21 protein-coding genes are annotated in these 25,922 nt (G+C 63.9%); 6 read left to right on the top strand and 15 right to left on the bottom strand.

The genetic code is table 11. The annotated features are described in order from the left end of the window. The first annotated feature begins 21 nt into the window (after nucleotides 1-21). Nucleotides 22-1,563 carry an FAD-dependent oxidoreductase gene (locus AC0Z42_RS20080; protein ID WP_485469945.1) on the top strand — a complete coding sequence of 514 codons (1,542 nt, stop codon included), beginning with the start codon at nucleotides 22-24 and terminating at the stop codon, nucleotides 1,561-1,563. 18 nt (nucleotides 1,564-1,581) lie between these two features. Here the strand turns inward: AC0Z42_RS20080 and AC0Z42_RS20075 are convergent, their stop codons facing one another. The 8 genes from AC0Z42_RS20075 to paoA form a co-directional block, all read right to left on the bottom strand. Next, nucleotides 1,582-2,001 carry a DUF2061 domain-containing protein gene (locus AC0Z42_RS20075; RefSeq protein WP_485469944.1) on the bottom strand — a complete coding sequence of 140 codons (420 nt, stop codon included), beginning with the start codon at nucleotides 1,999-2,001 and terminating at the stop codon, nucleotides 1,582-1,584. A 449-nt stretch (nucleotides 2,002-2,450) separates the two neighbouring features. Further along, entirely contained in the window at nucleotides 2,451-2,909 is a 459-nt protein-coding gene (locus AC0Z42_RS20070; protein ID WP_485469943.1) for a hypothetical protein, read from the bottom strand. A 460-nt stretch (nucleotides 2,910-3,369) separates the two neighbouring features. Beyond that, nucleotides 3,370-4,104, bottom strand: a complete 735-nt coding sequence (locus AC0Z42_RS20065; RefSeq protein ID WP_485469942.1) for an SDR family oxidoreductase — start codon at nucleotides 4,102-4,104, stop codon at nucleotides 3,370-3,372. Nucleotides 4,105-4,143: 39 nt separating this feature from the next. Then, complete coding sequence (locus tag AC0Z42_RS20060; protein WP_485469941.1) at nucleotides 4,144-4,866, bottom strand: helix-turn-helix transcriptional regulator; 723 nt, start codon at nucleotides 4,864-4,866, stop codon at nucleotides 4,144-4,146. A gap of 1 nt (nucleotide 4,867) precedes the next feature. After that, nucleotides 4,868-5,800 (bottom strand): NAD(P)-dependent alcohol dehydrogenase, encoded by a 933-nt coding sequence (locus AC0Z42_RS20055; protein ID WP_485469940.1) that lies wholly within the window; start codon nucleotides 5,798-5,800, stop codon nucleotides 4,868-4,870. A gap of 87 nt (nucleotides 5,801-5,887) precedes the next feature. Then, complete coding sequence (gene paoC / locus AC0Z42_RS20050) at nucleotides 5,888-8,092, bottom strand: aldehyde oxidoreductase molybdenum-binding subunit PaoC (RefSeq protein ID WP_485469939.1); 2,205 nt, start codon at nucleotides 8,090-8,092, stop codon at nucleotides 5,888-5,890. Beyond that, on the bottom strand, nucleotides 8,089-9,045 hold the full coding sequence (locus AC0Z42_RS20045) for an FAD binding domain-containing protein (protein WP_485469938.1): 957 nt from the start codon (nucleotides 9,043-9,045) through the stop codon (nucleotides 8,089-8,091). Before AC0Z42_RS20045 ends, paoC begins: the two co-directional genes overlap by 4 nt. Next, on the bottom strand, nucleotides 9,042-9,692 hold the full coding sequence (gene paoA, locus AC0Z42_RS20040; RefSeq protein WP_485469937.1) for an aldehyde dehydrogenase iron-sulfur subunit PaoA: 651 nt from the start codon (nucleotides 9,690-9,692) through the stop codon (nucleotides 9,042-9,044). Before paoA ends, AC0Z42_RS20045 begins: the two co-directional genes overlap by 4 nt. Before the next feature lie 183 nt (nucleotides 9,693-9,875). Here paoA and AC0Z42_RS20035 point away from each other — a divergent pair, with 183 nt between their 5' ends. Beyond that, nucleotides 9,876-10,781, top strand: a complete 906-nt coding sequence (locus AC0Z42_RS20035) for an AraC family transcriptional regulator (RefSeq protein WP_485469936.1) — start codon at nucleotides 9,876-9,878, stop codon at nucleotides 10,779-10,781. Here AC0Z42_RS20035 and AC0Z42_RS20030 read toward each other — a convergent pair. Next, nucleotides 10,778-11,422, bottom strand: coding sequence for a pyridoxamine 5'-phosphate oxidase family protein (locus AC0Z42_RS20030; RefSeq protein ID WP_485469935.1), 645 nt, complete (start codon nucleotides 11,420-11,422; stop codon nucleotides 10,778-10,780). The two genes, AC0Z42_RS20035 and AC0Z42_RS20030, sit on opposite strands and share 4 nt — an antisense overlap. A 208-nt stretch (nucleotides 11,423-11,630) precedes the next feature. Between AC0Z42_RS20030 and AC0Z42_RS20025 the strand changes: the two genes are divergently transcribed. The 3 genes from AC0Z42_RS20025 to AC0Z42_RS20015 are packed head-to-tail and all read left to right on the top strand — an operon-like array spanning nucleotide 11,631 to nucleotide 15,368. Then, nucleotides 11,631-13,199, top strand: coding sequence for an ATPase domain-containing protein (locus tag AC0Z42_RS20025; protein WP_485469934.1), 1,569 nt, complete (start codon nucleotides 11,631-11,633; stop codon nucleotides 13,197-13,199). Continuing rightward, nucleotides 13,196-14,461, top strand: a complete 1,266-nt coding sequence (locus AC0Z42_RS20020) for a sensor histidine kinase (RefSeq protein WP_485469933.1) — start codon at nucleotides 13,196-13,198, stop codon at nucleotides 14,459-14,461. Before AC0Z42_RS20025 ends, AC0Z42_RS20020 begins: the two co-directional genes overlap by 4 nt. Nucleotides 14,462-14,471: 10 nt before the next feature. Further along, complete coding sequence (locus AC0Z42_RS20015; protein WP_485469932.1) at nucleotides 14,472-15,368, top strand: alpha/beta hydrolase; 897 nt, start codon at nucleotides 14,472-14,474, stop codon at nucleotides 15,366-15,368. Here the strand turns inward: AC0Z42_RS20015 and AC0Z42_RS20010 are convergent. Next, a complete protein-coding gene (locus AC0Z42_RS20010; protein ID WP_485469931.1) occupies nucleotides 15,360-16,757 on the bottom strand; it encodes an aminotransferase-like domain-containing protein in 1,398 nt (465 codons plus the stop codon). The two genes, AC0Z42_RS20015 and AC0Z42_RS20010, sit on opposite strands and share 9 nt — an antisense overlap. A gap of 103 nt (nucleotides 16,758-16,860) precedes the next feature. Here AC0Z42_RS20010 and AC0Z42_RS20005 point away from each other — a divergent pair, with 103 nt between their 5' ends. Then, on the top strand, nucleotides 16,861-17,781 hold the full coding sequence (locus tag AC0Z42_RS20005) for a DMT family transporter (protein ID WP_485469930.1): 921 nt from the start codon (nucleotides 16,861-16,863) through the stop codon (nucleotides 17,779-17,781). Here AC0Z42_RS20005 and AC0Z42_RS20000 read toward each other — a convergent pair. The 5 genes from AC0Z42_RS20000 to AC0Z42_RS19980 all read right to left on the bottom strand — a co-directional run bounded on the left by AC0Z42_RS20000 (nucleotide 17,735) and on the right by AC0Z42_RS19980 (nucleotide 25,910). Continuing rightward, entirely contained in the window at nucleotides 17,735-19,276 is a 1,542-nt protein-coding gene (locus tag AC0Z42_RS20000) for a cryptochrome/photolyase family protein (protein ID WP_485469929.1), read from the bottom strand. The genes AC0Z42_RS20005 and AC0Z42_RS20000 overlap by 47 nt on opposite strands. Next, a complete protein-coding gene (locus tag AC0Z42_RS19995; protein WP_485469928.1) occupies nucleotides 19,276-19,719 on the bottom strand; it encodes a GNAT family N-acetyltransferase in 444 nt (147 codons plus the stop codon). The genes AC0Z42_RS20000 and AC0Z42_RS19995 overlap by 1 nt, the downstream gene beginning before the upstream one ends. Before the next feature lie 6 nt (nucleotides 19,720-19,725). After that, nucleotides 19,726-20,784, bottom strand: coding sequence for an AI-2E family transporter (locus AC0Z42_RS19990; RefSeq protein ID WP_485469927.1), 1,059 nt, complete (start codon nucleotides 20,782-20,784; stop codon nucleotides 19,726-19,728). Nucleotides 20,785-20,865: 81 nt separating this feature from the next. Further along, nucleotides 20,866-22,590, bottom strand: coding sequence for a gamma-glutamyltransferase (gene ggt / locus AC0Z42_RS19985; RefSeq protein ID WP_485470052.1), 1,725 nt, complete (start codon nucleotides 22,588-22,590; stop codon nucleotides 20,866-20,868). Between the two features lie 116 nt (nucleotides 22,591-22,706). Next, nucleotides 22,707-25,910 carry a PAS domain S-box protein gene (locus AC0Z42_RS19980; RefSeq protein WP_485469926.1) on the bottom strand — a complete coding sequence of 1,068 codons (3,204 nt, stop codon included), beginning with the start codon at nucleotides 25,908-25,910 and terminating at the stop codon, nucleotides 22,707-22,709. Nucleotides 25,911-25,922: the final 12 nt, after the last annotated feature.

Genomic DNA, 25,922 nt, shown 5'->3' with positions numbered 1-25,922 from the left:
GCAGCATCGGGACGGTCCGTCATGACACCAGCAAACAGCCATCTTTCCACCTCGGTCTGGCAAGCCACGGCGGCGCCAGTCATCCCTGCGCCTTTGCCTGGCGATGCCACAGCCGACGTCTGCGTGATCGGCGCCGGCATTGCCGGCCTGACCAGCGCCTGCCTGCTGGCCAGGCACGGCCTGAAAGTCATCGTGATCGACGCCGCAGGCATCGGCACGGGCGAAACGGGCCGCACTACCGCGCATTTCTTTCCTCCTGACGAATGGTATGGCGGCATTGAACAGTCGTTCGGCCCGGCACAGGCGCGCCTGGTGGCCGACAGTTTTGCGCGCGCCATCGACATGGTCGAGTCCATTATTTCCAGCGAGTCCATCGATTGTAAATTTGAACGGCTCGATGGCTATCTGTACGCCTTGCCCGGCAATGGCAAGCACGATATTGACAAGGAATTGGCGGCGGCCCTGCGTGCAGGCGTACTGGCAGAGCGGCACGAGCGCGTGCCGGGCTTGTCGTTCGACACCGGCCCCTGCGTACGTTACCAGGGGCAGGCGCAATTTCATCCGCTGATGTATCTGCATGGACTGGCGCGCGCCATCCTTGCCCACGGCGGCGCAATCTACGGCCAGACCAGGGCGCTCAAGCTTGAGGGCAACATCAACGAGCAGCGCGTGACGACCGAGCGCGGCGAGATACGCGCCAGGTCGGTGGTCGTTGCCACCAATACGCCGTTCAACAACCGCTTCGTGCTGCATACGAAACAGTCGGCCTATCTCACTTACGTGGTGGCGTTTGCCGTGCCCAAGGGCAGCGTGCCGCGCATCCTGCTGTGGGATACAGGCGATCCCTACTATTACATACGGCTGGAAACCTCGGGCGCGCCGCCTGGCCATGAAGTGCTGATCGTCGGCGGCGCCGACCACAAGGTGGGCCAGGATGCGCATCCCGAACACCGCTACGCCGGCATCGAACGCTGGGTGCGCGAGCGCTTTCCCATGGCTGCCGACGTACTGTACCGGTGGTCGGGCGAAGTGATGGAGCCGTCGGACGGGCCGGCATTTCTTGGTCGCAATCCCATGGACGAGAAAAATGTCTATGTCATCACGGGCGACTCCGGCAACGGCATGACCCACTGCACCATCGGCGCCATGCTGGTAACGGACCTGATACTGGGCCACGCCAACCCCTGGGCCAGCTTGTACGACCCGGCCCGCAAGGTCACGCGCGGCATGGCAGATTTCGTCGAAGAACAGATCAATACCGCGGCGCAATATGGCGACTGGGCCAAGGGCGGCGAAGTGCAGTCCGGGCAGCAGCTGGCGCCAGGCGAGGGCGCCATCATCAACCAGGGACTGCAAAAGGTCGCCGTCTACCGCGATGACCAGGGCGCCTTGCACGCGGTCACGGCCAAGTGTCCGCACCTGGGCTGCTTGGTACATTTCAACTCGGCCGAGCGCTCCTGGGACTGCCCATGCCACGGTTCGCGCTTCAGCATCAGCGGTGCCGTCCTGCACGGACCGTCCTATGCGCCGCTGGATCCGGTGCGCCTGGAAGGGCCCACCTGATACGTCGGCACAATATGGTCAAGCGGCAAAGCGGCTGAACTGCTGCGCTTGCAAGCGGCCGCGCAGGCGTTCCCACAGGCGGTCATGGAAAGGCAGCACGATCACATTGCATATTGGCTCGATCACCGCAAGCAAGCCGCCAAAGGCAGCCGAGCCCGTGGCCCAGTACATGACGCCAAACGCGACGCCGATATGCAAGCTGGTCTGGCTGACTTTTTCACCCACCAGGGCAAACAGCGCCAAGCGGCTGCTGGACTGGCGGTGGCGGATCGCATGCCAGGCTTTTTCATGCCAGGGCAGCACGGCGACATTAATCACCGGCTCGATAATGGCTGCCAGCCCCCCGAGCGCCAGCGAACCGGTCAGCATATAAGCCAGGCCGAACGCGATCGACATATGGGTGACAATCTGGCTGAATGTTTTAATGGCAGTAAACAAGGGAGGCTCCTTTCTGTACAAGCTGATCCTTGATTTAGATAGTAACGATTCGCATTTACAAAAGAAAGCGAAATCTTTCAATGCTTTCAATAGAAAAGGACTATTGACCGCGCAGTGGCACCAGGGAGGGGCAGGGCAGCAGCAGTTGTTGCTGCCCTGCCGCAATACCGCTCAGAACGGACGTCAGGACCGCAGATGCCTGGCTGGCGTGCCATTTCCCGTCAGAAATTCGATGAACTCCAGACGCTGGCCGGCGCCCTGAACCACGGCGGCGCACGTGCATAATGCAGCGGTCAAAGCGGCTGTGGCCCGTATCGACGCTAATCTGGGCAAGCGCGCCCGCAGTCATGGAGACGCAGCGCCGGTTCCGCAGCGGCACGCTGGAGGAAGCACCCGTAAACAGTTGAAACAGTTGGTATTGTCGAGTATGTCGGCGAACGACGGGATGGCTACGCCTTCAGCAAGTCAGGCTGGTTGAACAACTCGTTGATGAGTTCACAAACGATATCAAAGCTCCGGCCGACGTTCGGACGAAGATTATCTGTGCCATGGGCATGCATATTTCTCAACTGCGGGAGTGCGGTGATAATACGCCCGATCCAGTCGAATTGAAGCTCCGCCTCGGTTGGCTGCACATTTGTGTAGTCAACAACGCGGTGATTCAAACCTTCCTCGTTCATTCTACGTATCTCGGCACGACGATGGCGATCCCGTGCCATTTCCAGCGCACGTTCACCTCTGTCGCTCAAGCGCTCGTTAGCGATCAATCCATTGGCGCTAGCGGCACGCAATAACTTCGCCAAGCCCCGCGGCGGTTCATCTCCTGTAAAGCTTGCCAAACGCAAGCGCGCCGCCATTTCCAAGCTCGCCAGAATATGCTGTTCCGCCACCATGTTGAAGCGATACACATGCGATGCATAAACGAACAGGTTCCTGCCAGTCTCGAAATGAGTCCGCACTTCGTCAGGAACATCAGCAGAGAGGGTGAATTGGACGATATAGCCGATCCGTTGTTCAGGGTTTGGTGTTGAGTGCGAGGATCTGCCTCCCGCACGTTGCCTGGAGTACGAACTCTATCGCAGCTGTCGATCATTTTTGATCCTGTGTGGTTGTGTTAGAGAGGAAGTGCACCGGTCAAAAAGACGGACCAGCATGCTTACGCAAAATCGCATTTGCGATTGAAGAAATGGTAAAAAGACAATTTTCGCAAATTGCATCATAACTTCGCATAATTTATATTATGTAAAATTACGTACTTGGGGAAGGAAGGCTTTCGCTCATGTCCTACAAAGGGTAACTTTTTAAGCCACAGCCAACGCTGGCTCTTGCATCCATGGAGCCAGCGCGCAGAATCAATACCGACAAATTTCAACCATTCATCCGCTCAAACAAGCCCTCGCCCATCTTGCGTGCGCCCGCCGCCAGCCCTACCAGGACCTCATCCTGGCCGCTTGCCAGCTGCAGCAGCGCTTCGGTCGCAAAATCTTGCGGCGTCATCATGCGCTGGCCCGCCGTGCCGGCGCTGCGATCGTTGCCGCCCAGCCCTGTGTCGACGATCGGTGGCGCCAGTTCCACCACCCGCACCGCAGTTGCCTTCAGTTGATGGCGCAGTGTAAGCGTAAACGAATGCATGGCTGCCTTGGTGGCGCAATAGACAGGAAGGTCGGCGATCGGCGCGTAGGCCAGCGCGGAAGTGACGTTGATGATGGTGGCCGATGATTGCTGTTTCAGCAGCGGCAGCAGCTCGCCGATAAGTCGCACGGGTGCGGTGAAATTGGTTGCCACTTCCTGCTCAAGACCGGCCAGCGCATCGGCGTCGCTGAACAGGCGGCGATGCTGGATGCCGGCGTTGTTAACCAGTATGTTGAGCTGCGGATGCTCGCTGCTCAGCCAGTTCACCATGGCCTGGCGGCTGGCCTGGTCGGTGATGTCGCAGACCCGTATCAGCAAGTCCGGCACCTGTGCTTGCCCCTGCAGCAGCGCCGCTTCGCTGCGCCCGCAGATAATGACGCGGTTGCCGCGTTCTGCCGGCTGGCGCGCCATTGACAGGCCGATGCCGGCGCCACCGCCGGTAACAAGGATGGTGTTGGATGTCAGGTTCATGTCGGTGTTCTCTTCAATTGGTCAATTTCCAGGTTGTAATCAAGCGCAATCGCGCTGCCGGCAGGGATGGTCCGGCAGCGCGCGCCACTGCCGGATCAATTGGCGCCGGTGACTTGGGTAGCGCTGGTCGAGGAAGTCCAGGCTGTCGATGTGATCGAGGTGAAAAATGCGAAACACGCCATCCGACTCGCACCTTGCCGCCACTGACCAGCGCGAAGCCACGAAACCCAGCATCACGGGCCAGATGGTGTCGTCGACCGTGGCGGCAGGCGCTACCGCAGCCCCCTCTTCCCGATACGCCAGGCGCAGCTTGCGTTGTTCCCGCACCGCGAGGCGCAAACGGCCCAGATCGGCGCCGGCAAGATCCTGGGCGCCCTGATGGCGGCTGATGAACAGGCCGTTGTCATCGAATGTGCGGCGCATCTCGGGCGCCAGCACCGCGTCGATCTTGGCCAGCGCATCCTGCACGGCGCGCGCCATGCCGGTGTCGGCATGGCGGCTGACCCACTGGGCGCCGGCCACCAGCGCGTGGATTTCGTCTTCGGTCAACGCCAGCGGCGGCAGGCTGAAGCCCGGCTTGAGCAGATAGCCCACGCCCGCCTCGCCGATGATGTCGGCGCCCATGCCCTGCAAGGTGGCGATATCGCGGCGCAAGGTGCGCAGCGACACGCCGGTGTCGCGCGCCAGCACGCTGCCCGCCACCGTGCCGCGATGGCGGCGCAGCATTTGCATCAGGTCGAACAGGCGGTGGCTGCGCGTCATCTCAGCCCATCCGCACGACAGCTTTGCCGCGCAGGCGCTGGCCGCCTTCGATGGCCGCGATCAGGGCAATCGCCTCGCTCAACGGCACTTCCCTGGCGATCGTCAGGTGCAGGCTGCCGTCGCCGGCGGCGCGGGCCAGCTCGTCGAGCAGTTCAGGTCTCGGCGTGCACACCACCATCTTGAGCCGGCGGCTGAACAGGGCCTTGATGAATTTGCCGGGCGTGGGATGCAGGTCGAGCAAAACGCCGCCTGGCTTGAGCAAGCTGAAACCGGCGCCGCTGTCCATGCTGGCGGCTGTGTCGAAGACTGCGTCGTAACGTCGGCGCAATTGCGACAGATCGGCTTGGCGGTAGTCGAGCACGTTTTCCACGCCGAACACATGGGCGCGCGCCATATCGGCGGCGCTGCACGTGCCCGACACCCGTATGCCGTGCTTGCGCGCAATTTGCACGGCGGCTTCGCCGACCGCGCCCATGCAGCCATTGATGAAGACATGCTGGCCGGCGACCAGGCCGGCCTTGTCGATCAGGGCGTTCCAGGCGGTGATGCCGGGCGAACCGAGGCAGGCGGCCTGGTCGAAACCGACGTTGGCCGGTTTCAGGACCAGCGCGCTTTCGCTGGCAATCGCCGCTTGGCCCAGTGCGCCGCATTGCTTGAAGCGGGCCTGGCCGAATACCTCGTCGCCGACCTGGAAGCGCGTCACGCCAGCGCCGACCGACATCACCGTACCGGACAAATCCATGCCCATGGCGCGCGGAAAGCGTTTGCCGGTGACGATGCGCATCTCGCCCTGGCGCAGTTTCCAGTCGATCGGGTTGATGGCGGCAAACCTGACGCGCACCGCCACCTCGCCCTTGCCCGGCGCCTCTGGCGTGAACTGTTCAAGGCGCATGACGTCCGGGCCGCCATATTGCTGGTATTCAATCCGTTTCATGCGGGTCCTGCTTTCTGTAGTGGGGTAAAGCGCCACTCTAGCTGGCCTTGGTGCCATTTTTTGTCACCATGGTGACGATCATGACGATCAAGCGGGCAAATGATCGAGCAATTTGTCGAGCGTGATGGGGTAGTTGCGCACGCGCACGCCGGTGGCGTTGTAGACCGCATTGGCGATCGCCGCCGCCACGCCGCTGATGCCCAGTTCGCCTACGCCTTTGGCCTTCAGCGGCGAGATGGTCTCGTCCACCTCGTCGAGGAAAATCACCTCCTGGTGCGGCATGTCGGCGTGCACCGGCACCTCATAACCGGCCAGGTCGTGGTTGACGAAAAAACCATGGCGCTTGTCGACCACCAGTTCCTCCATCAGCGCCGCGCCGGCGCCCATCGTCATGCCGCCAATCACCTGGCTGCGCGCGGTTTTCGGATTCAGGATGCGCCCCGCCGCGCACACGGCCAGCATGCGCCGCAAGCGGATTTCGCCGGTGGCGGCGTCGACCGCGACTTCGACAAAATGCGCGCCAAAGGTCTGCTGTACATAGCGCTTGGCGAGGTCGCCATATTCCATCGCGTCCTCGCCAGCCAGTTCGCCGTCTTTTGCCGCCTGGGCCAGGGCAAAAGACCGATCATCCTGCGTCACCCGCCCATCGGCGAACTGCGCGCGCTGCGCGTCCAGGCCGAGTTCGGCCGCCACCAGCGCGCGCAGCTTGACGCAGGCCGCGTACACGCCCGCCGTCGACGAGGCAGCGCCCCACTGGCCGCCCGATCCCGACGACTCGGGAAAGGCCGAGTCGCCCAGCCTGACGACCACCTGGTCCATGCCGACGCCCATCATTTCGGCCGCAGTCTGGGCGATGATGCTGTAGCTGCCGGTGCCGATATCGGTCATGTCGGTCTCGACGGTGACGATGCCCTTGCCGTCCAGCCGCACCCTGGCCGCTGATTTGGTGATCGGCGCGCCACGAATGGCCGCCGCCACGCCAATCCCCAGCAGCCAGCGCCCTACCCGCCTGCTGGCCGGTGTTCGATTGCGCTGCTGCCAGCCAAAGTGCGCTGCGCCGGTTTGCAGGCATTGCACCAGTTGCCGGCGCGAAAATGGCCGCCGTGGGTTGGCCGGGTCGACCTGGGTGTCATTGATAATGCGAAATTCGACCGGATCCAGCCCCAGTTTTTCCGCCATCTCGTCCATCGCGATTTCGAGCGCCATCATGCCCGGCGCTTCGCCGGGCGCACGCATGGCGCTGCCTTCCGGCAAGTCGAGTTGGGCCAGGCGCAGGCGCGTCATGCGGTTGGCGCCGGCATACAGCACGCCGGTCTGGATGGTGGCCGCTTCCGGCCTGCCGCCGGCCAGGTTGCCGGACCAGCTTTCATGCCCGATGGCAGTGATCCTGCCATCCCTGCCGGCGCCGATGCGCAGGCGCTGCAAGGTGGCCGGCCGGTGCGTGAGGTTGTTGAACATCAGCGGGCGCGGCAAGGTCACCTTGACCGGCCGCCCCACCGCGCGCGCGGCCAGTGCGGCCAGCACGGCGTCGCAGAGGATCGTGCCCTTGCCGCCGAAGCCGCCGCCGATATAGGGCGAAATGATGCGTACATTTTGCTTCGCGATGCCGAGAGTCTTGGCGATATCGCGCACGCCCCAGTTGATCTGCTGGATCGCGGTCCATAACGTCAGTTGCTCACCGTTCCAGGCGGCGATGGTGGCGTGCGGCTCCATCATGGCGTGCGCCTGGTCGGGCGTGGCGTACTCGGCATCCAGCCGCACGGGTGCGGCGGCAAACGCGCCGATAAAGTTGCCTAGCTCGCTTTCCGGCGGCGGGCCGAAGGCGGCCGGCCTGGCCACCGGCGCGCCGGCCCTGGCGGCGGCCAGGTCGAACGCGCCCGGCTCGCGCACATACTCCACGCGCACCAGCTGCGCCGCCGCGCGCGCCTGTTCCAAGGTCTGCGCCACCACCACCGCGACGGCCTGGTGATAATGGTCGACCTGCGGCCCGGCCAGCGCGCGCGCCACATAAAACGCGCCGCGGTCAAGCTTGCCGGCGTTGCCAGCATGGACCACCGCCAGCACGCCGGGCGAACCCTTGGCTTGCTCAATATCGATCGCCGCGATGCGGCCCTTGGCGATGCCGGCCCCGACAACATAGCCATAGGCGGCGTTCGGCGCGGCCGCATGTTGTTCATAGGCATAGGTGGCGCGCCCGGTCACCTTGAGCGGGCCGTCGACCCGGTCCAGCGGCTGGCCGATGACTTTCAACTGGTCGATCGGATTGGTGGTAGCTGGCTGGTCAAATTTCATGCGGTCTCCTTGCGTGCCTGGTCCAGCACCGCCTTGATGGTGCGCTGGACCAGAATGATCTTGTAAGCGTTGTCAGGCGTGGTCCTGGCGCCGGCCATCAGCAGCGCCGCGACCGCTTGCGCGCCCTGCGGCATGGCCGCTTCCGCCGCCTCGATGCGCCAGGGTCTTGCCGCCACGCCGCCCAGGGCGATGCGCCCGCTGCCGTCCGCCTGCACGATGGCGCCGACCGACACCAGCGCGAACGCGTACGAGGCGCGGTCGCGCACCTTTTGATAAATATGGACGCCGCCGACGGGTTTGGGCAAGGTGACGCCGGTAATCAGCTCGCCAGGCTCGATCACCGTCTCGCGCTGCGGCGTGTTGCCCGGCAGCGTATAAAAGTCGGCGATGGGAATGCGCCGGCCCGCGCTGTCGGCGCGCATCGTGGTCACCGTGGCGTCGAGCGCCCGCATGGCCACCGCCATGTCGCTCGGGTGGGTGGCGATACAGGCGTCGCTGGCGCCCAGCACCGCATGGCTGCGCGAAAAGCCGCCGATGGCCGCGCAGCCGCTGCCTGGCTGGCGTTTGTTGCAGGGCAAGTTCGTATCGTAGAAATACGCGCAGCGCGTGCACTGCAGCAGGTTGCCGGCGGTGGTCGCCTTGTTGCGCAATTGGCCCGAGGCGCCGGCCAGCAGCGCGCGCGACAGCAAGGCATAATCGCGCCGCACGCGCGTATCCGACGCCAGGTCGGCATTGCGCACCAGCGCGCCGACATGCAGGCCGCCGTCCGGCGTGGCCTCGATGCCGTCCAGGCCCAGGCCATTCACGTCGATCAAATGGCTTGGCGTTTCGATATCGAGCTTCATCAGGTCCAGCAAATTGGTGCCGCCGGCGATAAATTTCGCACCCGGCCGGCGCCCTGCCAGCGCTGCGCCGGCGATAGATTGCGCGCGTTCATAGGTAAAAGCCCTCATGCGCCACTCCCGGCGACTTCGGTAATGGCGTCGACGATATTGGAATACGCGCCGCAGCGGCAGAGATTGCCGCTCATGCGTTCGCGCAGTTCGCCGGCCGTCAGCCGCACCGGCGCTTCAAGATTGGCAGTAACATGGCTGGGCACGCCCGCCTTGACTTCGGCCAGCACCGCCACCGCCGAACAGATCTGCCCCGGCGTGCAGTAACCGCACTGGTAACCGTCGTGCTTGATAAAAGCCGCCTGCAGCGGGTGCAGCGACTGCGGCGTACCCAGCCCCTCGATGGTGGTGACGCTGTCGCCCTCGTGCATTACCGCCAGGCTCAGGCAGGAATTGATGCGGCGGCCATTGACCAGCACCGTGCACGCGCCGCACTGACCATGGTCGCAGCCCTTCTTGGTGCCCGTCAATTGCAGGTGTTCCCGCAAGGCATCGAGCAAGGTGGTACGTGTGTCGAGGATGAGTGCTTGCTGCTGGCCATTGATGGTGAAGCTGACCTGGTGCGGGGCCGGGCCGGCATCCGTGGCGCCGAACTGGGCGTTCGCGCTCGCACTCGCGCTCAAAGGCACCAAGGTGGCGGCGACGGTGGCGCCGCTGCTGACCAAAAAATCGCGCCGCTGCATGTCGGCAGTGTGAGGATCGTGCATGTCGGTGTCCTGGAGATGGTTGGCTTGCGCCCAGCTTGACACAGGCGCCCTGCGCACGATATCCGGATGCTGCCGACTTATTGCCTGTTCTTCTCGAAGTGCGCCGTGCACACTGGCTGGCGCCTGGCCTGCACGCGTATGATGATTGCCTGAAGAATCCACTCCGACTGACGAGGCAAAGCCATGACCCCCGACCCAGAACCCGCGCGCCGCCAGCTTGCTGGCAAGCTGGCGTCATTGATCGGCACCGCCGAGAGCATGCTGCTGGCGGTGCCCGGCCTGACGATCTACCGCCATGCGGCGCCCACCGAGGCCTATTCGAGCACCTACCAGCCCAGCATCGCGCTGGTGGCGCAAGGCAGGAAGCAGGTCGACCTGGGCCAGACCCGGTTCGTCTACGATGAATCACACTTCCTGCTGACGTCGCTCGACTTGCCCGTCACCAGTCGCGTGATCCAGGCCAGCGCCGGGCGCCCGTACCTGTGCGTGCGGCTGGCGTTCGACATGGCGATGGTGCGAGAACTGCTGGCACAGGGCACCTTGCCGGCGGCCCGGGAACAGACGGGCGCGCTGGCGATGACACTGGGCCGGACCACGGCGCCGCTGCTCGATGCCTTCGGCCGCCTGCTGGACCTGCAGCATGCGCCCGGCGAGATCGCTTTTCTCGGCGACCTGCTGGCGCGCGAGATCATCTACCGCGTGCTGCAAAGTACCGAAGGCTCGCGCCTGCGCGCTATCGCGACCCTGGGCGAACACGGCCAGCGCACGGCGGCGGTGGTCGAATGGATCAGGCAACACTACGCCAGGCCGCTGCGGCTGGATGAACTGGCCGGCGTGGCCGCCATGGGCCAGTCCACCCTGCACCGGCATTTCCGCGCCCTGACGTCCATGACGCCGCTGCAATACCAGAAACAGCTGCGCCTGCATGGCGCGCGCCGGCTGATGCTGACCGAAGGATGGGACGCATCGAGCGCCGCCTTCGAGGTCGGCTACGAAAGCGCGAGCCAGTTCAACCGCGAGTACAGCCGTTTTTTTGGCCGTTCGCCGATGCGCGATATGAAGGCGCTACGCACGCCGGAGGGTGGCTAGCGCCTGAGTTTGTCGTCGCCTTCCGCAACCGCCAGCCGCTCCCGCAGCTCGCGCTGTTCCGTTTCAAGTTGCGCCAGACGCTCGCGCAGCGGCGCCACCGCTGCACTGACTTCCTGCTCGGTATAGCGCGGCGTGATGTGCTGCGGGCAATTCCAGTCAAAAGCCTGCAGGCGCAGCCGGTAGATGCGCTCGATTTTGGCGCCATACGCGGTGTCGGTGACCTGCGCTGTCAGTGCCGGCTCGTCTTCTGGTCCCAGTATTTCGACATGCATGTAGATTTTCAGGCGCGCGCGCCGGGTGTAGTCCATCAGGAACAGGCAGGCACGGTCGTTGGTGGCCAGGTTGCCGGTGCTGATGTACTGGCGGTTGCCGCGGTAGTCGGCAAACGCCAGCGTCTGCGCGTCTATCAGCTTGAGAAAGCCGCGCGGCCCGCCCCGGTGCTGCACATAGGGCCAGCCGGTCTCGGACACCGTCGCCATGTAAAAGCTGTCACGTGCGGCGATAAACGCCGCTTCGCTGTCGGTGAAGCGGTCGAACTCGCGGTGGCCCTTGAAGTCCTGCCAGGCATGATCGGCGCCCATGCTGGCCTGTGCGGCGAGCACGCCGGGCGTGATGGCGATATCGAGAAAACCATAAGTCATGGGAAACCTCCGCATTAACGCGCGCCAGGAAAGGCGCGGCAGCGGCCATTATCAAGCGTCCCGCCAAATCTGATAATCCCTTGAAATCGAGATTCATCCTGTCAATAAATGGAAGAATGCATGGCCCGGTGCAAAGCGATGCCTGGCTCATCAGCACTTGTAAACTGCTACACTACGGTAACTATGACATTCTTACCCTCTATCGCACATGAATAACGTTGACGCCCTGGTCAGGACCGGCATCGCCGGCCTCGACGACATACTTTTCGGCGGCATTCCGCGCAATAACAACATCATCGTGGAAGGCGCGCCCGGTGCCGGCAAGACCACGCTGGGGCTCGGTTTCATCCATGCCGGCGCGGCGCAATACAATGAACCGGGGGTGATCGTCTCGTTCGAGCTCGACGAGGCCAAGCTGCTGCGCGACGCGGCCGGCTTTGGCTGGAACCTGCAGGCGCAGATCGACCTGGGGCTGATCAAGATCATCCAGACCAGCCCGGCCGTGCTGCTGGCGGAATTCCGCAATACCGATGGCGCGTTTGCAACAGCCCTGCGCGAGATGGGTGCGCGCCGTTTGCTGATCGATGGCCTGACGCCGATGCGGCTGTACGCCGAAGTCCACGACCTGCCATTTCGCGAAGACATCCACGTGCTGATCGAAGGCCTGAACCGGCTCGGCGTGACGACCATGGTGACGGCCGAGCGCGACGAGTCGATCGCCGCGCCGGCGCACGAGCGCTTCGTGTTCGACACCATCATCGAGTTGTCGCGCGCCGAACAGCGGCGCCGGGTCGAGCGCCGGCTGACGGTAGCCAAGTCGCGCGGCCAGGATTTCATTGCTGGCAGCCACACCATGCGCATCGAGGCGCACGAAGGCGTGCATGTGTACCGCCGCGCGCAGTCGCGCCCGCTGCTGCTGAACGACCAGCCCACCTCGGACCGGCGCATCTCGGTCGGCGCGCCGGCCATCGACATGCTGATGGACGGCGGCCTGTACGAAGGTTCGGTGACCATGGTCAGCGGCATTTCCGGCACCGGCAAGACGGTGCTGTCGGTGCAGTTCCTGACCGCTGCCGTGAAGGCCGGCCACAAGACACTGCTGGTGACGCTCGACGAACATCCGCGCCAGCTTGCCCGCAATGCCGCCTCGCTGGGCTTCGACCTGGACGGCATGCAGGCACGCGGCGAACTGTTTTTGCTGTACGAGTCGCCACTGGAACTGGAACTGGACGTCCATTTCGACCGCGTCATCAAGCTGGCCGAACAGGAAGGCATCGATTGCATCGTGTTCGACTCGATCGCCGTGTATGAAATGGCCAGCCGCACCGAGGTGGCCGACTACCTGTACGCGCTGGCGACCCACTTCAAGAACCGCCTCTCTACCGTGTTCTTCAACTACGAAAGCCCGGAGCTGCTGGGCCTGTCGCAGATCAGCGAAGAACTCAAGGGCTCGCACCTGGTCGACAATATCATCTTGCTCAATTACGTCGAGATCTCCACCGTGCTGCGCCGCGCCATCGCCATTCCGAAGGTGCGCGGCAGCCGTAACCTGCAGGTGACGCGCGAGTACGTGATCGCCAGGGGCGGCCTGTCGCTGCTCGATGAAGACCGCTCGGAAGCGGCGCGCACCAACGCCGTGCCGCAACTGCCGTTTTCAGCGTATTCGAGCCTGCTGTCGCGCTCGCCTACCCGGCAAAGTCCGGCGATCGAATCGGCCGTCGTCAATGGCGAAGAGTTGCCCGATTCGGTCGTGCTGCCTCGCAAAGCGACTTCGTGATCAGCATCGCCGAACCCGATTTTCACCAGGTCGACTGGGAAGAGTGGCGCACGCCGTTGCTGCAGGTGTGCCAGGCCAGCGGCATGGTGGTGTCCGCCTGGGACATTGCGGGCGTGCGCCAGGTCGGCCCCTTGCTGTCGTCGCGCACGGCGCAGTTGCTCGGCACCTCGACCTTGTGGCGCGACGACGGTGCTGGCACCGAAGCCGAGCGGCGCATCGTGGCGCGCATGGCCGCCGGCCAGGATGATGCGGACGCCACGGCGGAGGAACTGTTCCATGGCATGCAGATTTGCAGCCTGCCATTGACGCGCGCCGGCTACCGTTATGGCGTGCTGGTGTTCGGCTGGTGTTTTCGCGATTTCAGCTCCCCCATGGAGTGCGAGCGCCTGGCCAACCTGGTCGGCATATCGGGCCGGACGCTATGGCGCGAAGTGCGGCTTGAAGCGCCGCTGACCGACGCGCGCCTGGCCACCTACCGCGAATTGCTGCGCACCCTGGCCGGTTCGCTCGACCGCCAGCGCGACACCATCGATGAACTGAATCGCGTCAGCCGCACGCGCGACCTGTTCCTGGCCACCGTCTCGCATGAAATGCGCACGCCATTGTCGGCCCTGTCGATGCGGGTCGACCTGCTGCTGCACACCATGCGCGACATGCCGCCGGCGCTGCAGGCGTCCTTGCTGGCGATGCGCGTGCACGTGCGCCAGGAAGCGGCCATGGTGGAAGACCTGATCGACGCGGCGCGCACCCTGACCGGCACCATGTCGATCGCAAGAGCGACGGTATCGCTGGGACGCATCGTGCGCGACGCGGTCGCCACGATAGAAACCATGGCCAACGAAAAGCGCATTGTTTTTTCCGTCATGCCGGCCAATTACGGCGACCATATCGAACTCGACGCCGATCCACGCCGCTTGCAGCAGGTGCTGTGGAACCTGCTGCTGAACGCCATCAAATTTACGCCGCAAGGCGGCAGCGTGGGCGTGATGATCGATGGCGACCAGGATGGCGTGCGCATCCGCGTGCACGACAGCGGCCAGGGCATTGCGCCGGAAGACCTGCCGCATGTGTTTGGCGCATTCACGCTGCAAAGCCACGCCAATGCCAGCGGCCTGGGGCTGGGCCTGTATATCGCGCGCCGCATCGTCGAACTGCACGGCGGCACGATTGCCGCCAGCAGCGCCGGCAAGGACCTGGGCACCAGTTTCACGATTTACCTGCCAACGCGCCAGAGCGCCCTGCTGCCCTCGCCAACCGTCTGAAGGAATGCGCTTGAAACCAGTTTCCCTGCTGCTGGCACTGTGCTGCCTGTTCAACAGCGCCCAGGCCGCCACCGCTGCGCCTGCCGCCTATATGCTGCCCGCAACCGAGGTGCGCGAACTGCGCGCGCAAGCGCTGCAGCGCGACTACCAGCTGTTTGTCGCCCTGCCCGATTCCTACCGCGAAGGCAGCAAGCGCTATCCGGTGGTGTTCGTGGTCGATGCCGATTATTCGTTCGCCGTGGTGCGCAATATTGCCCAGCGCCTGGCCAAACATGCAGGCATGGAAGAAGTCATCGTGGTGGGCCTGTCATATGCGAAGGGCGATGGAGGCGTCTACAGCCGCCGGCGCGACTATACGCCAAGCACGCCGCGCAAGCATGACTACCGCTCCGACATGCCGGGGCGCCAGCCGGCCTTTGGCGAAGCGCCCGCGTATGCCAGATTCATCTCGGGCGAGGTGTTTCCGCTGATCGCCAGCCAGTACCGCGCCAACATGGGGCGCAAGATCTTCGTCGGCCATTCCTACGGCAGCCTGCTGGGCCTGCAGATCATGCTGACCGAACCGCGCACCTTCGAGCATTACATCCTGGGCAGCCCTTCGCTATGGTACGACGCTGGCGTGATGTTCGAGCGCGAACAGGCCTATGCCAGCAGCCACAAGGACCTGCCCGCTTCCGTGTTCTTCGGCATCGGCGGGCTGGAGCGCCTGCCTGCCGGCAAGAAACGCTCGCGCTCCGAAGAAGACGCCGACATGGTCGCCGATCTGCAGGAGTTCAACCAGAAATTGAAGGCGCACAAATTCGCCGGCTTGACAACGCGCCTGCGCGTGTTCGACGACGAAGACCATGCCAGCGTGTTTCCAATGGTGCTGACACACGGCTTGCGCGCTTACCTGAAGTCAAAATAAGCGTGCAGCAAGCGTACCGAGGCGGCGCAGCGCCGCCTCGATGGCGTGATCAAAAGGCAAGCCGCAGCTGAGCCGTACATGGTCGCGGTAGTCGCCATTGCTTGAGAATACATGGCCGGGCATCACGCCCACGCTTTGCGCCAGGGCCTTGCGTGAAAACACGGCCGCGTCGCTGCCCGGCGGCAGCTGTATCCATAGCGACAGGCCGCCGCGCTGCTCGCCCATGCGGGTGCCGGCTGGCCAATGCCGGTCGATGGCGGTGCGCATGCGGCTGGCGTTGCCGGCCAGCGCGCGGCGCAGTTTGCGCAAATGGCGCTCTAGGTCGTGGCGCGCCAGGTAGTCGCTGATGGCCAGCTGCGGCAGGGCCGCATTGCCGACGGTGGAAAAATACTTGGCGCGCAGCAGTTCGCCGGTCCAGGCGCCGCCCAGCATCCAGCCCACGCGCAGGCCCGGCGACAGGGTCTTGGAAAAGGAACTGCAGGTGATCACGGCACTGCCATCGTTCCAGCGCCGCAACGGCGGCGGCCGGCTGTCGTCCCAGGCCAGGTCGCCGTAGATATCGTCTTCGACCAGCACAGTGCCATGGCGCGCACAGCATGCCAGCAGCGCTTGCTTGGTGCTGGCGTCCAGGCTGAGCCCCAGCGGATTGGAAAAATTCGGCACCATCACGGCCGCGCGCACCGCTTGCCCCGCCAGCAGGGTTTCCAGCAAGGCCAGGTCCAGGCCGCCAGAAGCCAGGCGCGGCAATTCCAGCACCTGCAATCCCAACGTGGCCACCGTTTGCAAGATGCCCTGATAGGTCGGTGTTTCGACCAGCACGATGTCACCGGGGCGCGTCAGCACGCGCAGGGCCAGGGTGATCGCTTCCATGGCACCGGCCGTGATAATGATTTCATCGGCGTCGACGGTCACGCCCATGCTGGCGTAGCGCTGGGCGATCTGCCGGCGCAGCGGCGCGTAGCCCTGCGGCGGCGCATAGCCCAGTGCCGGCTCGCGCTGGCGGCGCAGGCTGCGCGACAGGGCGGCGGCGATGGTGGCGTCGGGCAACAACGAAGGCGCCGGACGCGCCGCATGCAGCGGCAAAATATTGGCGCTATAGTCGACCAGCAGCAGATCGAGCAAGGCGGGGTTGCTGATCAGGGCCGGCGCGCGCGGCGGCGGCACGCTCGACCACAGGCCCTGGCTGACCGTGCGCACGAAATAACCGATGCGTGGGCGCGCTTCGGCCAGCCCTTCTCGCTCAAGCTGCAAACAGGCCTGCACGGCCGTGGCCGCACTGACCTGGTGGCTGGCGGCCAGCTGGCGGATCGACGGCAGCCGCTCGCCGGGGCGCAAGCCGCCCTGTTGTATCTGCAGGCGCAGCAGCTGGGCCAGGTTTTTGTAAAGCATGGGGCAGTTTCTGTATTGGTCTCTTTCCATCATACCTGCTGCTGTATTGGTCTGCGGAGAAAAACTACACTGGCCTGCCTTGATTACCAGGCGCCACCTCATCATGTCAGCAAGCTCATCACCGCGCAGCACCGCCCTGTGGCAAATGCTCGCCGCGCAATTCTTGATCGCCTCGGTCGGCATCTTTGTCCGCGAAGGTGGCCAGGACCCCGTCACCACCGTATTCTACCGCTGCCTGTTCGGCGCCCTCTTCCTTGGCCTGTGGGGCGTGATGGGCGGCCATCTGCGCGGCATCTTGCAAGACCGCAAGCTGGTGCTGGGCGCCATCGCTTCGGGCGTGCTGCTGGTGCTCAGTTGGGTCAGCCTGTTTGCCGGCATGGCGCGCTCTTCGATCAGCGTATCGACCATGATGTTTTATTGCTACCCCTTCGTGATGATGGTGCTGGCGGCGCTGCTGCTGGGCGAACGCACCCGACCGGCGGACTGGGCCTGGACCTTGCTGGCCTTTCTGGGCCTGGTGGGTTCGGCCAATCCGCAGCGCATGTTTTCCAGCATGGGAGCGAACTACCAGGCCGGCATCGCCCTGGCCCTGCTGGCCGGCGTGCTGTGCGGCGCGTCGCTGTTGCTGTCGCGCCATATCAGCAAACAGCGGGCGATCGCGGTGGTATTCATGCAATGCTGCGTGGGCGCCGTGATGCTGGCGGCGTTTTCCAGCAGCACGGTGCTGCGGCCGGGCAATCACTGGTACTGGCTGGTGGGCCTGGGCGTGATCCACAGCGGCCTGGCGTATGCGCTCAGCTACAGCGCCTACCGGCACTTGGCGGTGGCGACGATTGCGGTGCTGTCGTTCGGCTACCCCTTGCTGGCCCTGCTGCTCGACTTTCTGGTGTATGGCCAGCGCCTGGCCCTGGTGCAACTGGCGGGACTGGGCCTGATCGTGCTGGGCAGCCTGGGCGTCAGCCTGAAGCTGTCGCTGTTCAAAGCGCGTCGAGCTTCGCCAGCATCACGCGCGCCTGCTCCGTAAAACCGGTGATGGCGGCATCGTCCATTTTTTCCAGCTGGCGATAGGCCATGCCGATGCGCGGATTGCGTTCCAGGCTGGCCCTGTTGCGCCGGAAAAAGTCCCAGTACAGCGCGTTGAAGGGGCAGGCCGTCTCGCCCAGCCGGGCCTTTTTATCGTAATGGCAGCCCTTGCAATAGTCGCTCATTCGGTCGATATACGCGGCGCTCGACACATAGGGCTTGGTGGCCAGGAAGCCGCCATCGGCGAACTGGCTCATGCCGACCGTATTGGGCAACTCCACCCATTCAAAGGCGTCGATATAGATGCCCAGGTACCAGCGGTGCACTTCCCCCGGATGCAGGCCCGCCAGCAGGGCGAAGTTGCCGATCACCATTAGCCGCTGGATATGATGGGCGTGCGCCTGCTCCAGCGACTGGGTGATCGCATGCGATAGGCAGTTCATTTTCGTCTTGCCATCCCAGAACCAGCGCGGCAGCCTTCGCTGGTGGCCGAAAAAATTCTTTTCGACATATTCGGGCATATGCGTCCAGTACACTCCGCGCACATATTCGCGCCAGCCGAGGATCTGGCGGATAAAGCCTTCGACGGCCGCCAGCGGCGCGGCGCCGGCCTCGAACGCCGCTTGCGCGCGGTCAACCACCTCGCGCGGATGCAGCATTTTCACGTTCAGCGCAAACGACAGCAACGAGTGGAACAGCCGCCAGGCCTGGCTGCTCATGGCATCCTGGAAGTCGCCGAAATGCGGCAAGCCGCGCGCGATAAAAGCATCGAGCTGCTGCAAGGCTTCAATACGGTTCAAGGGCCACGGCAGCTGGCTGGCCTGCGGCTTGCCGAAGCTGTTCACGCCGGCGTCGACAATCGCCTGCCACAGCAGGGAATGGTCGTGCAGCGTGCGCGCGTCCGGCGGTTCGGCGGGCAGGCCGCGCCACGGCTTGCGGTTGTCGTGGTCGAAATTCCACTGGCCGCCGACCGGCTGTCTGGCGTCTTCCATCAGCACGCCGTGCTTGATTCTCATCTGGCGGTAGAAGAACTCCATCAGCCACTGCTTGCGGCCCTTGAAGATATCGGCCGCTTCGTGCCGGCTGGTGTAGAAATGGTCGGTATCGACCACCAGCCACGGCACCCTGGCAGCGCGGCCGTGCCGGTACAGCTGCTGGTCCAGCCGCCACTCGTCGGGCGCCTGGTATTGCACCGAAGCTGCGCCATGTTCGGCCACCAGCGCATCGAGATTGTCGGTGATGGCCAGCGCGCTGTGCGGCTGGTCGATGGCAATATAGTGGACGCGGTGGCCGGCCTGGCGCAGCTGGCGCGCAAAGTCGCGCATGGCCGCGAAGATGGCGAGGATCTTCTGCGCGTGGTGCAGCACGTAGTCGGTTTCCTGGCGCACTTCCATCAGCACATAAATGATGCTGTCGTCGACCTCGGCAAACCAGCGGTGCTGCGCGTTGAGCTGGTCGCCCAGCACCAGTCGCAAGGTGGTGGTATTGCTGTTCATTACGCAGTCAACAGATAGTAATTGTCGAATTCCTCTTGCGCCACCAGCTTGAAGCCGTGGCGCAGATAGAAACGGTTCGAATCGCTGTCGCGCAGCGCCCCTACTCTCAAAGTCAAGCCTTGCGCCCTGGCTTCGGCGATCACCCTCGCCAGCACGATGGCGCCCAGGCCCCTGCCCTGGCTGTCTGGGTGGATATACAGATGGTCGAGCAGCAAGGCGTTCGGCTCCGGCTTGACGACCACAAAGCCGACGTGCCGGCCCGCCAGCGTGATATGGCGCGTGTGTGCGGGCGAATAGCCGGACAGGAAACGCTCGCGCGCCCGCTGCGGGTCGAAGCGGCCGATGCGCATCAAGCTGTCGCGCATTGCGGCAATGCGCAGCGCGACCAGTTGCTCCGCATCGTCTTCACGCGCCGCTACCAGTGCGATGGTCGTGATGTCCATGCCGGCTTATTCCGTATGAAACTCGCTGGCCGTGGCAAACAGATCCCAGGCTGCAATAAACATGGCCGCCACGATCGGACCGATCACAAAACCGTGCAGGCCGAACAGGGCCATACCGCCGACGGTCGACAGCAGCACCACGTAGTCGGGCATCTTGGTGTCCTTGCCGACCAGCACCGGGCGCAGCAGGTTGTCGACCAGGCCGATCACCAGCACGCCGAAGGCGATCAAGGTCACGCCCTGCCAGATCGAGCCGGTGGCCAGGAAATAGATGGCGACCGGCGCCCACACCAGCGCCGCGCCAATCGCCGGCAGCAGCGACAGGAACGCCATCAGCACGCCCCACAGCAGGGCAGCGCGCACGTCGAGGAACCAGAAGATCAGGCCGCCCAGCGCGCCTTGCGCAATCGCGATCAGGATATTGCCCTTGACGGTAGCACGGATCACGGTGGTGAAATTGTTGAACAAACGCTGCTTGTATTTGCGGCTGAGCGGAATGGCGGCGCGGATGCGCGCGGTCAGCGCGGCGCCGTCGCGCAGCAGGAAGAACAGCAAATACATCAAGATACCCAGGCTGGTCAGGAAATCAAACGTGTACAGGCCGATATTGATGGCTTTCACGGCGACTACCTGGCTCACTTGCGAGGCGCCGGCCGTCAGCTTGTCCTGCAGGCTGGCCAGGTTGGTCAGGTTGAATCGGTCCAGCAGGCTGATCGCCCAGGCCGGCAGCACGCCCATTACCTTGCCGAAGAAGCCGGCCACGGTAATGTCGCCGGCCCTTACCATTTCCACCACCGACGCCACCTGGTTGACCAGCGCGCCCGAGATCAGCGACAACGGCAGGATCACGATCACCAGGATCAGCAGCAGTACCAGCATCGACGACAGGGTCGCCCTGCCCTTGGTTTTCAGCAATACCCAGCGATACACAGGCGCAAACACGATGGCCAGGATCACACCCCAGAAAATGGCGCCCGCATACGGCAGCAAGATCCAGCCAAAAGCGATGGTGACGATGGCCAGCAGCAGCAGGAACGTCTTGTGTTGTAGTGTGAGTTGGCTCATGGATAGTGGCTTATTGATAATCGAAGTTGCACCATGATAAGCCACACCCGCGCGTTTGCCTCACACAAATGTGAGCAACGTTCAATATCCCACAGCCGAGCCCGCCGGACGGCGGCCATCGTTGGCGCCGTAGATATAGCCGGGTAGCACCTTGCCCGAGACGCCCGAGTCATTGCCGGCGCTGGCCGCGCCCACGCCGGCCGCATCGGGCAAGCCCATCATGATCAGTTCGGTCGCGCCCCAGGTGCTCTGCTCCGTCATCTTGTAACCCATGCCGGCCAGGATATTCAAGGTATCGACCGACAGGCCGCGGCGTTCGTAATACACTTGGTCGGGCAGCCATTGATGGTGGATGCGCGGCGCGTCGACCGCTTCCTGCGGCTCCATGCCGTAGTCGATGATGTTCAGCGCCGACTGCAAGGTGATGGTAATGATGCGCGAGCCGCCCGGCGAACCGGTCACCAGGAACACCTTGCCGTCCTTGGTCACCAGCGTGGGCGCCATCGACGACAACGGCCGCTTGCCCGGCGCAATCGCATTGCTCTCGCCCTGCACCAGGCCGTACATGTTTTTCGCGCCGATCTTGGTCGTGAAGTCGTCCATCTCGTCGTTCAGGAAAAAGCCGGTGCCGGGCGCAATCACCACCGCGCCGAAGCGGCCGTTCACGGTATAGGTGGTCGAGACGGCGTTGCCTTCCTTGTCGACCACCGAGTAATGCGTGGTTTCCGGCTTTTCGCCTTGCGCGTTCGGCTGCACCTGGCTTGACGGCGTGGCCTTGTCGGGCAGGATCTGGCTGCGAATCTGCGCCGCATACGATTTGCTGAGCAGATGGTCGACCGGGTTCTGCACGAAATCGGGGTCGCCCAGGTAGGTATTGCGGTCCTTGTAGGCGTGGCGCATGGCCTCGGTCATGTAATGGACCGAAGCGGCCGAGTTGTAGCCCAGCTTTTTCATGTCGTAGCCTTCGAGGATGTTCAGGATCTGGCACAGGGTCACGCCGCCCGAGCTCGGTGGCGGCGCCGAGATGAACTGGTAGCCGCGATAGCTGCATGCCAGCGGCGCCATTTCGCTGGTCGTATAGGCGGCAAAGTCGGCCGCCGTGATCACCCCGCCGCCCTGTTTGGCCGCTTTTTCCACAGCAAACGGTATCGCGCCTTTGTAGAATGCGTCAGGTCCCCGTCTGGCGATCGCCTCCAGCGTATTGGCCAGGTCCTTCTGCACCAGCCGGTCGCCTGGCTGCAGCGGCGTGCCGTCCTTGCGCAGGAAGATGCGCGCCGCTTCCGGATCTTTCTTGAAGTAGGCCACGGTGGTGTCGAGGATGTCAGTGTCGCCGCGGTTCAGAATATAGCCTTCACGCGCCAGCTTGATGGCCGGGGCCAGCACCTGCGCGCGTGTCAGCTTGCCGTACTTGCGCTGCGCATAGTCGAAGCCGGCCACGGTGCCGGGCACGCCGACGGCCAGGTAGCCATGCAGGCTGGCGCCCGGTTTCAGGTTGCCCTCAGCATCCTGGTACATGTTGGCGCTGGCGGCGGCCGGCGCTTTTTCGCGGAAGTTGATAAAGGTGTCCTTGCCATCGGCCAGGTGGATCGTCATGAAGCCGCCGCCGCCGATATTGCCGCAGCAGGCATTGACCACGGCCTGCGCATAGCCAACTGCCACGGCCGCATCGATGGCGTTGCCGCCGCGTTTCAGAATATCAACGCCGACCTGGCTGGCCAGGTGCTGCGACGAGACGACCATGCCATTTTTCGCTTCCACGGCCGGCAACGAGACAGCCTGTACGGAGGTGGAGATGGCCAGGGCCATGACGGTGATGGCCGCTGGGGCCAGGTGGCGCAGAGACATTGCGGTGTTCCTTGATGCTTGAAGAAAGGAGAATGGTACAGGCAGGACATGATTCATGCCCACCTTGTACATCGTTCCTACGGCAGCACCGCCTGCAAACTGGCAAAGTCATACGGTTTTAGCAACACCGCATCGGCTGGCACGCCATCGATTTTTGCCTGTCCGCTGGCAATCACGATATGAATCGACGGGTGCAAGCGGCGCGCCGCTTCGGCCACGGCCGCGCCGGACAGGCCCGGCAAGCCCAGGTCGGTGATCAGGATATCGAACGATGCTGCTTCCAGCGCGGCCAGCGCCGCATGGCCGTCAACCGTTGCCTGCACCTCGTGGCCCAGCAATTGCAGCATGTCGAAGGTGATGGCGCGCACCGCGTCTTCGTCCTCGACCAACAGTATCTTGCGCGCGGCGGGGATCGCGGGCGCCGCAGGCCTGGCTTCCCGCGACAACGCCGGCGCGACCGGCTTGCGGTTGCCCAGCACCTGGCGGATCTTGCGCGCCAGGCTGTCGCGCGAATAGGGTTTGCCCAGCAATTCCACGCCAGGGTCCAGCCGGCCGCCATGGACAATCGAATTTTCCGTGTAGCCCGAGGTAAACAGCACGGCCAGGTTCGGCAGCAGTTCGCAGGCCTTGCGCGCCAGGTCGGCGCTGCGCAGCGGGCCTGGCATCACCACGTCGGTAAACAGCAGGTCGACGGCAATGCCGCTTTCCAGGATGGACAGCGCGGCGGCCGCATCGTTGGCCTTCAGCACGCGGTAACCGAGCCCGCCCAGCATTTCCACCACGATGGCACGCACTTCCTCGTCATCTTCGGCCACCAGGATGGTCTCCTCGCCGCCGGCTGCCTCGTCCATGACTACGGTTTCCTGGCGCGCCTCTTCATCCATCGAGCGCGGCAAATACACTTTCACCGTGGAGCCCTGCCCGACCTCGCTGTAGATCTTGATATGGCCGCCCGACTGCTTGACGAAGCCATACACCATCGACAGGCCCAGGCCCGTGCCCTTGCCTTCGGGCTTGGTGGAAAAGAAGGGGTCAAACGCGTGCGCCAGCACCTCGGCGGTCATGCCGCAGCCGGTGTCGGTGACCGACAAGGTGACATACTGGCCCGGCGACACTTCCGCATGGCTGCGGCAGTAAGGCTCGTCCAGGTAGGCATTGCCCACTTCGATCGTCAGCCGGCCCGGGCCATCCATGGCGTCGCGCGCGTTGATGGCGAGGTTCAGCAGGGCCGTTTCCACCTGGGTCGGGTCGACCAGCGTATTCCACAGGCCGCCCGAGACGATGGTTTCGATATCGATTGGTTCGCCCAGCGCATGGCGCAGCATGTCTTCCATGCCGGTGATCAGTTTGCCGATCTTCAGCACGCGCGGTTCCAGCGCCTGGCGCCGGCCAAAGGCCAGCAGCGAGCTGGCCAGCTTGGCGCCCCGGTTCACGCCGCCAATCGCGTTTTCCACCCAGTGCGCGGCGCGCGGATGGGCGAATGGCACCGTGGCCAGCATCTGCAAATTACCGGAGATTACTTGCAGCAAGTTGTTGAAGTCATGCGCCACGCCGCCCGTCAGCTTGCCGATGGCGTCCATCTTCTGCGATTGTTCCAGCGCTTTTTCGGTCTGCTTCATCGCCAGCGCGGCGGCGCGCTCGGCCGTGACGTCGCGCGCCACGGCATGGATGTACTGGGCATCGGGCACGGCGCTCCAGGACAGGATGCTGTAGCCGCCATCCTTGCGCAGGTAGCGGTTCTCGAACTGGATGGTGCGTGCGCCGCTGGCCAGCAGACTCACCTGTTCCAGCGTGCTGGCGCGGTCATCGGGATGGACCAGTGCCATGAAACTGGTACCCAGCACCTCGGCCTTGGCCCAGCCCAGCACCGCGACAAACGCCGGGTTGAGCGACACCAGCGTGGCGTTGAAGTCGCCAACGAGCATGATCTCGTTCGACAAGCGCCACATGCGGTCACGCTCGGCCGTGCGCATGCTCACTTGTTCGGCCAGGGTGGCGTTCAGGTGCTGCAGCTTGAGCGTATTGAGCTTCTGGTCCTCGATATCGGTATTGGTGCCGATCCAGCTGATCACGCTGCCGGCCTCGTCGCGGATCGGCAGCGCGCGTATCAAATGCCAGCGGTACTGGCCGTCGTGGCGCCGTACGCGGTATTCGGTTTCAAAGGTGCGGCCGCTGTCGACCGAGGCGCGCCAGCGCGTAACTGCCTCGACGATATCATCCGCATGCACCAGGCTGGGCCAGTTGTCGGCATTCAATTCGCCGTGGCTGGCGCCGCTATAGGCGTAAATCTGGTCGCTGAACCAGTCCAGGCTACCATCGGCACCGGCCGACCAGACCTGGTTGGGCATCGCTTGCGCCCACACGCGAAAGCGCGATTCGCCTTCGCGCCAGGCTTTTTCAGCCAGCACGCGCTGCGTCACGTCCGAGCCCTGCACGAAGATGCCGGAAATCACGCCGTCTTCATCGCGCACTGGCTGGTAGACGAAATCCAGGTAGGTTTCGTGGGCGGCCGTGCTGCCGGTGGCGGCCACGCTGAACGGCATGGCCAGGCCGGTGTACGGTTCGCCACTGGCATACAGGGCGTCGAGCAGGCCGACAAAGCCCTGTTCGGTTGCTTCGGGCAACGCTTCGGCCACCGTCAGGCCGATCAATTCGCGGTGGCCCACCAGCGCCGAATAGGCGCGGTTGGCCTGGGTAATCGTGTGCTGCGGGCCCTGCAGCAGCACCATGAAACCGGGCGCCTGCTCGAACATCTGCGCCAGGCGCGCATGTTCGCCCTTGATCTTGCGCTCGGCATTGACCTTGCCGGTGGTATCGACCACCACGCAGATAATGCCGACGGCCACGTCGTGTTCATCGAAAATCGGTGAATAATCGAGGTCGAGCCAGTAACGCTGCAGCTTGCCGTCGCGCATCCATGTCAGTTCCTGGTCGCGAAAGCTCAGCGCCTGGCCTTTCATTACGGTGGGAATCACGCCGCGGTTGAAGTCGGCAATTTCCGGAAAGGCATCGGTGGCCGTCATGCCCATGATTTCCGGATGACGCACGCCGGCGAAGGTGGAATACGCCTGGTTGTAGATCAAGGTGCCGTGCTCGCCCCACATGGTGACCATCGCCACCGGCGAGCGCACCATCATCGCGACCAGGCTGCGCATGGTCGGCGTCCAGCCGGCTATGGCTCCCAGGCCGGTGGCGCCCCAGTCCCTTGCCAGGATAATGTCGCCGACTTCGCCTGCGCCCTGTAGAAATGTCGAAGTGGTAGCGGCTGTAGCGGCAGTCATGGAATCCCGGCG

Source organism: Janthinobacterium sp. 1L-D-8-B-C4 (assembly GCF_057291295.1).
This window is presented reverse-complemented; position numbering and strand designations above follow the sequence as displayed.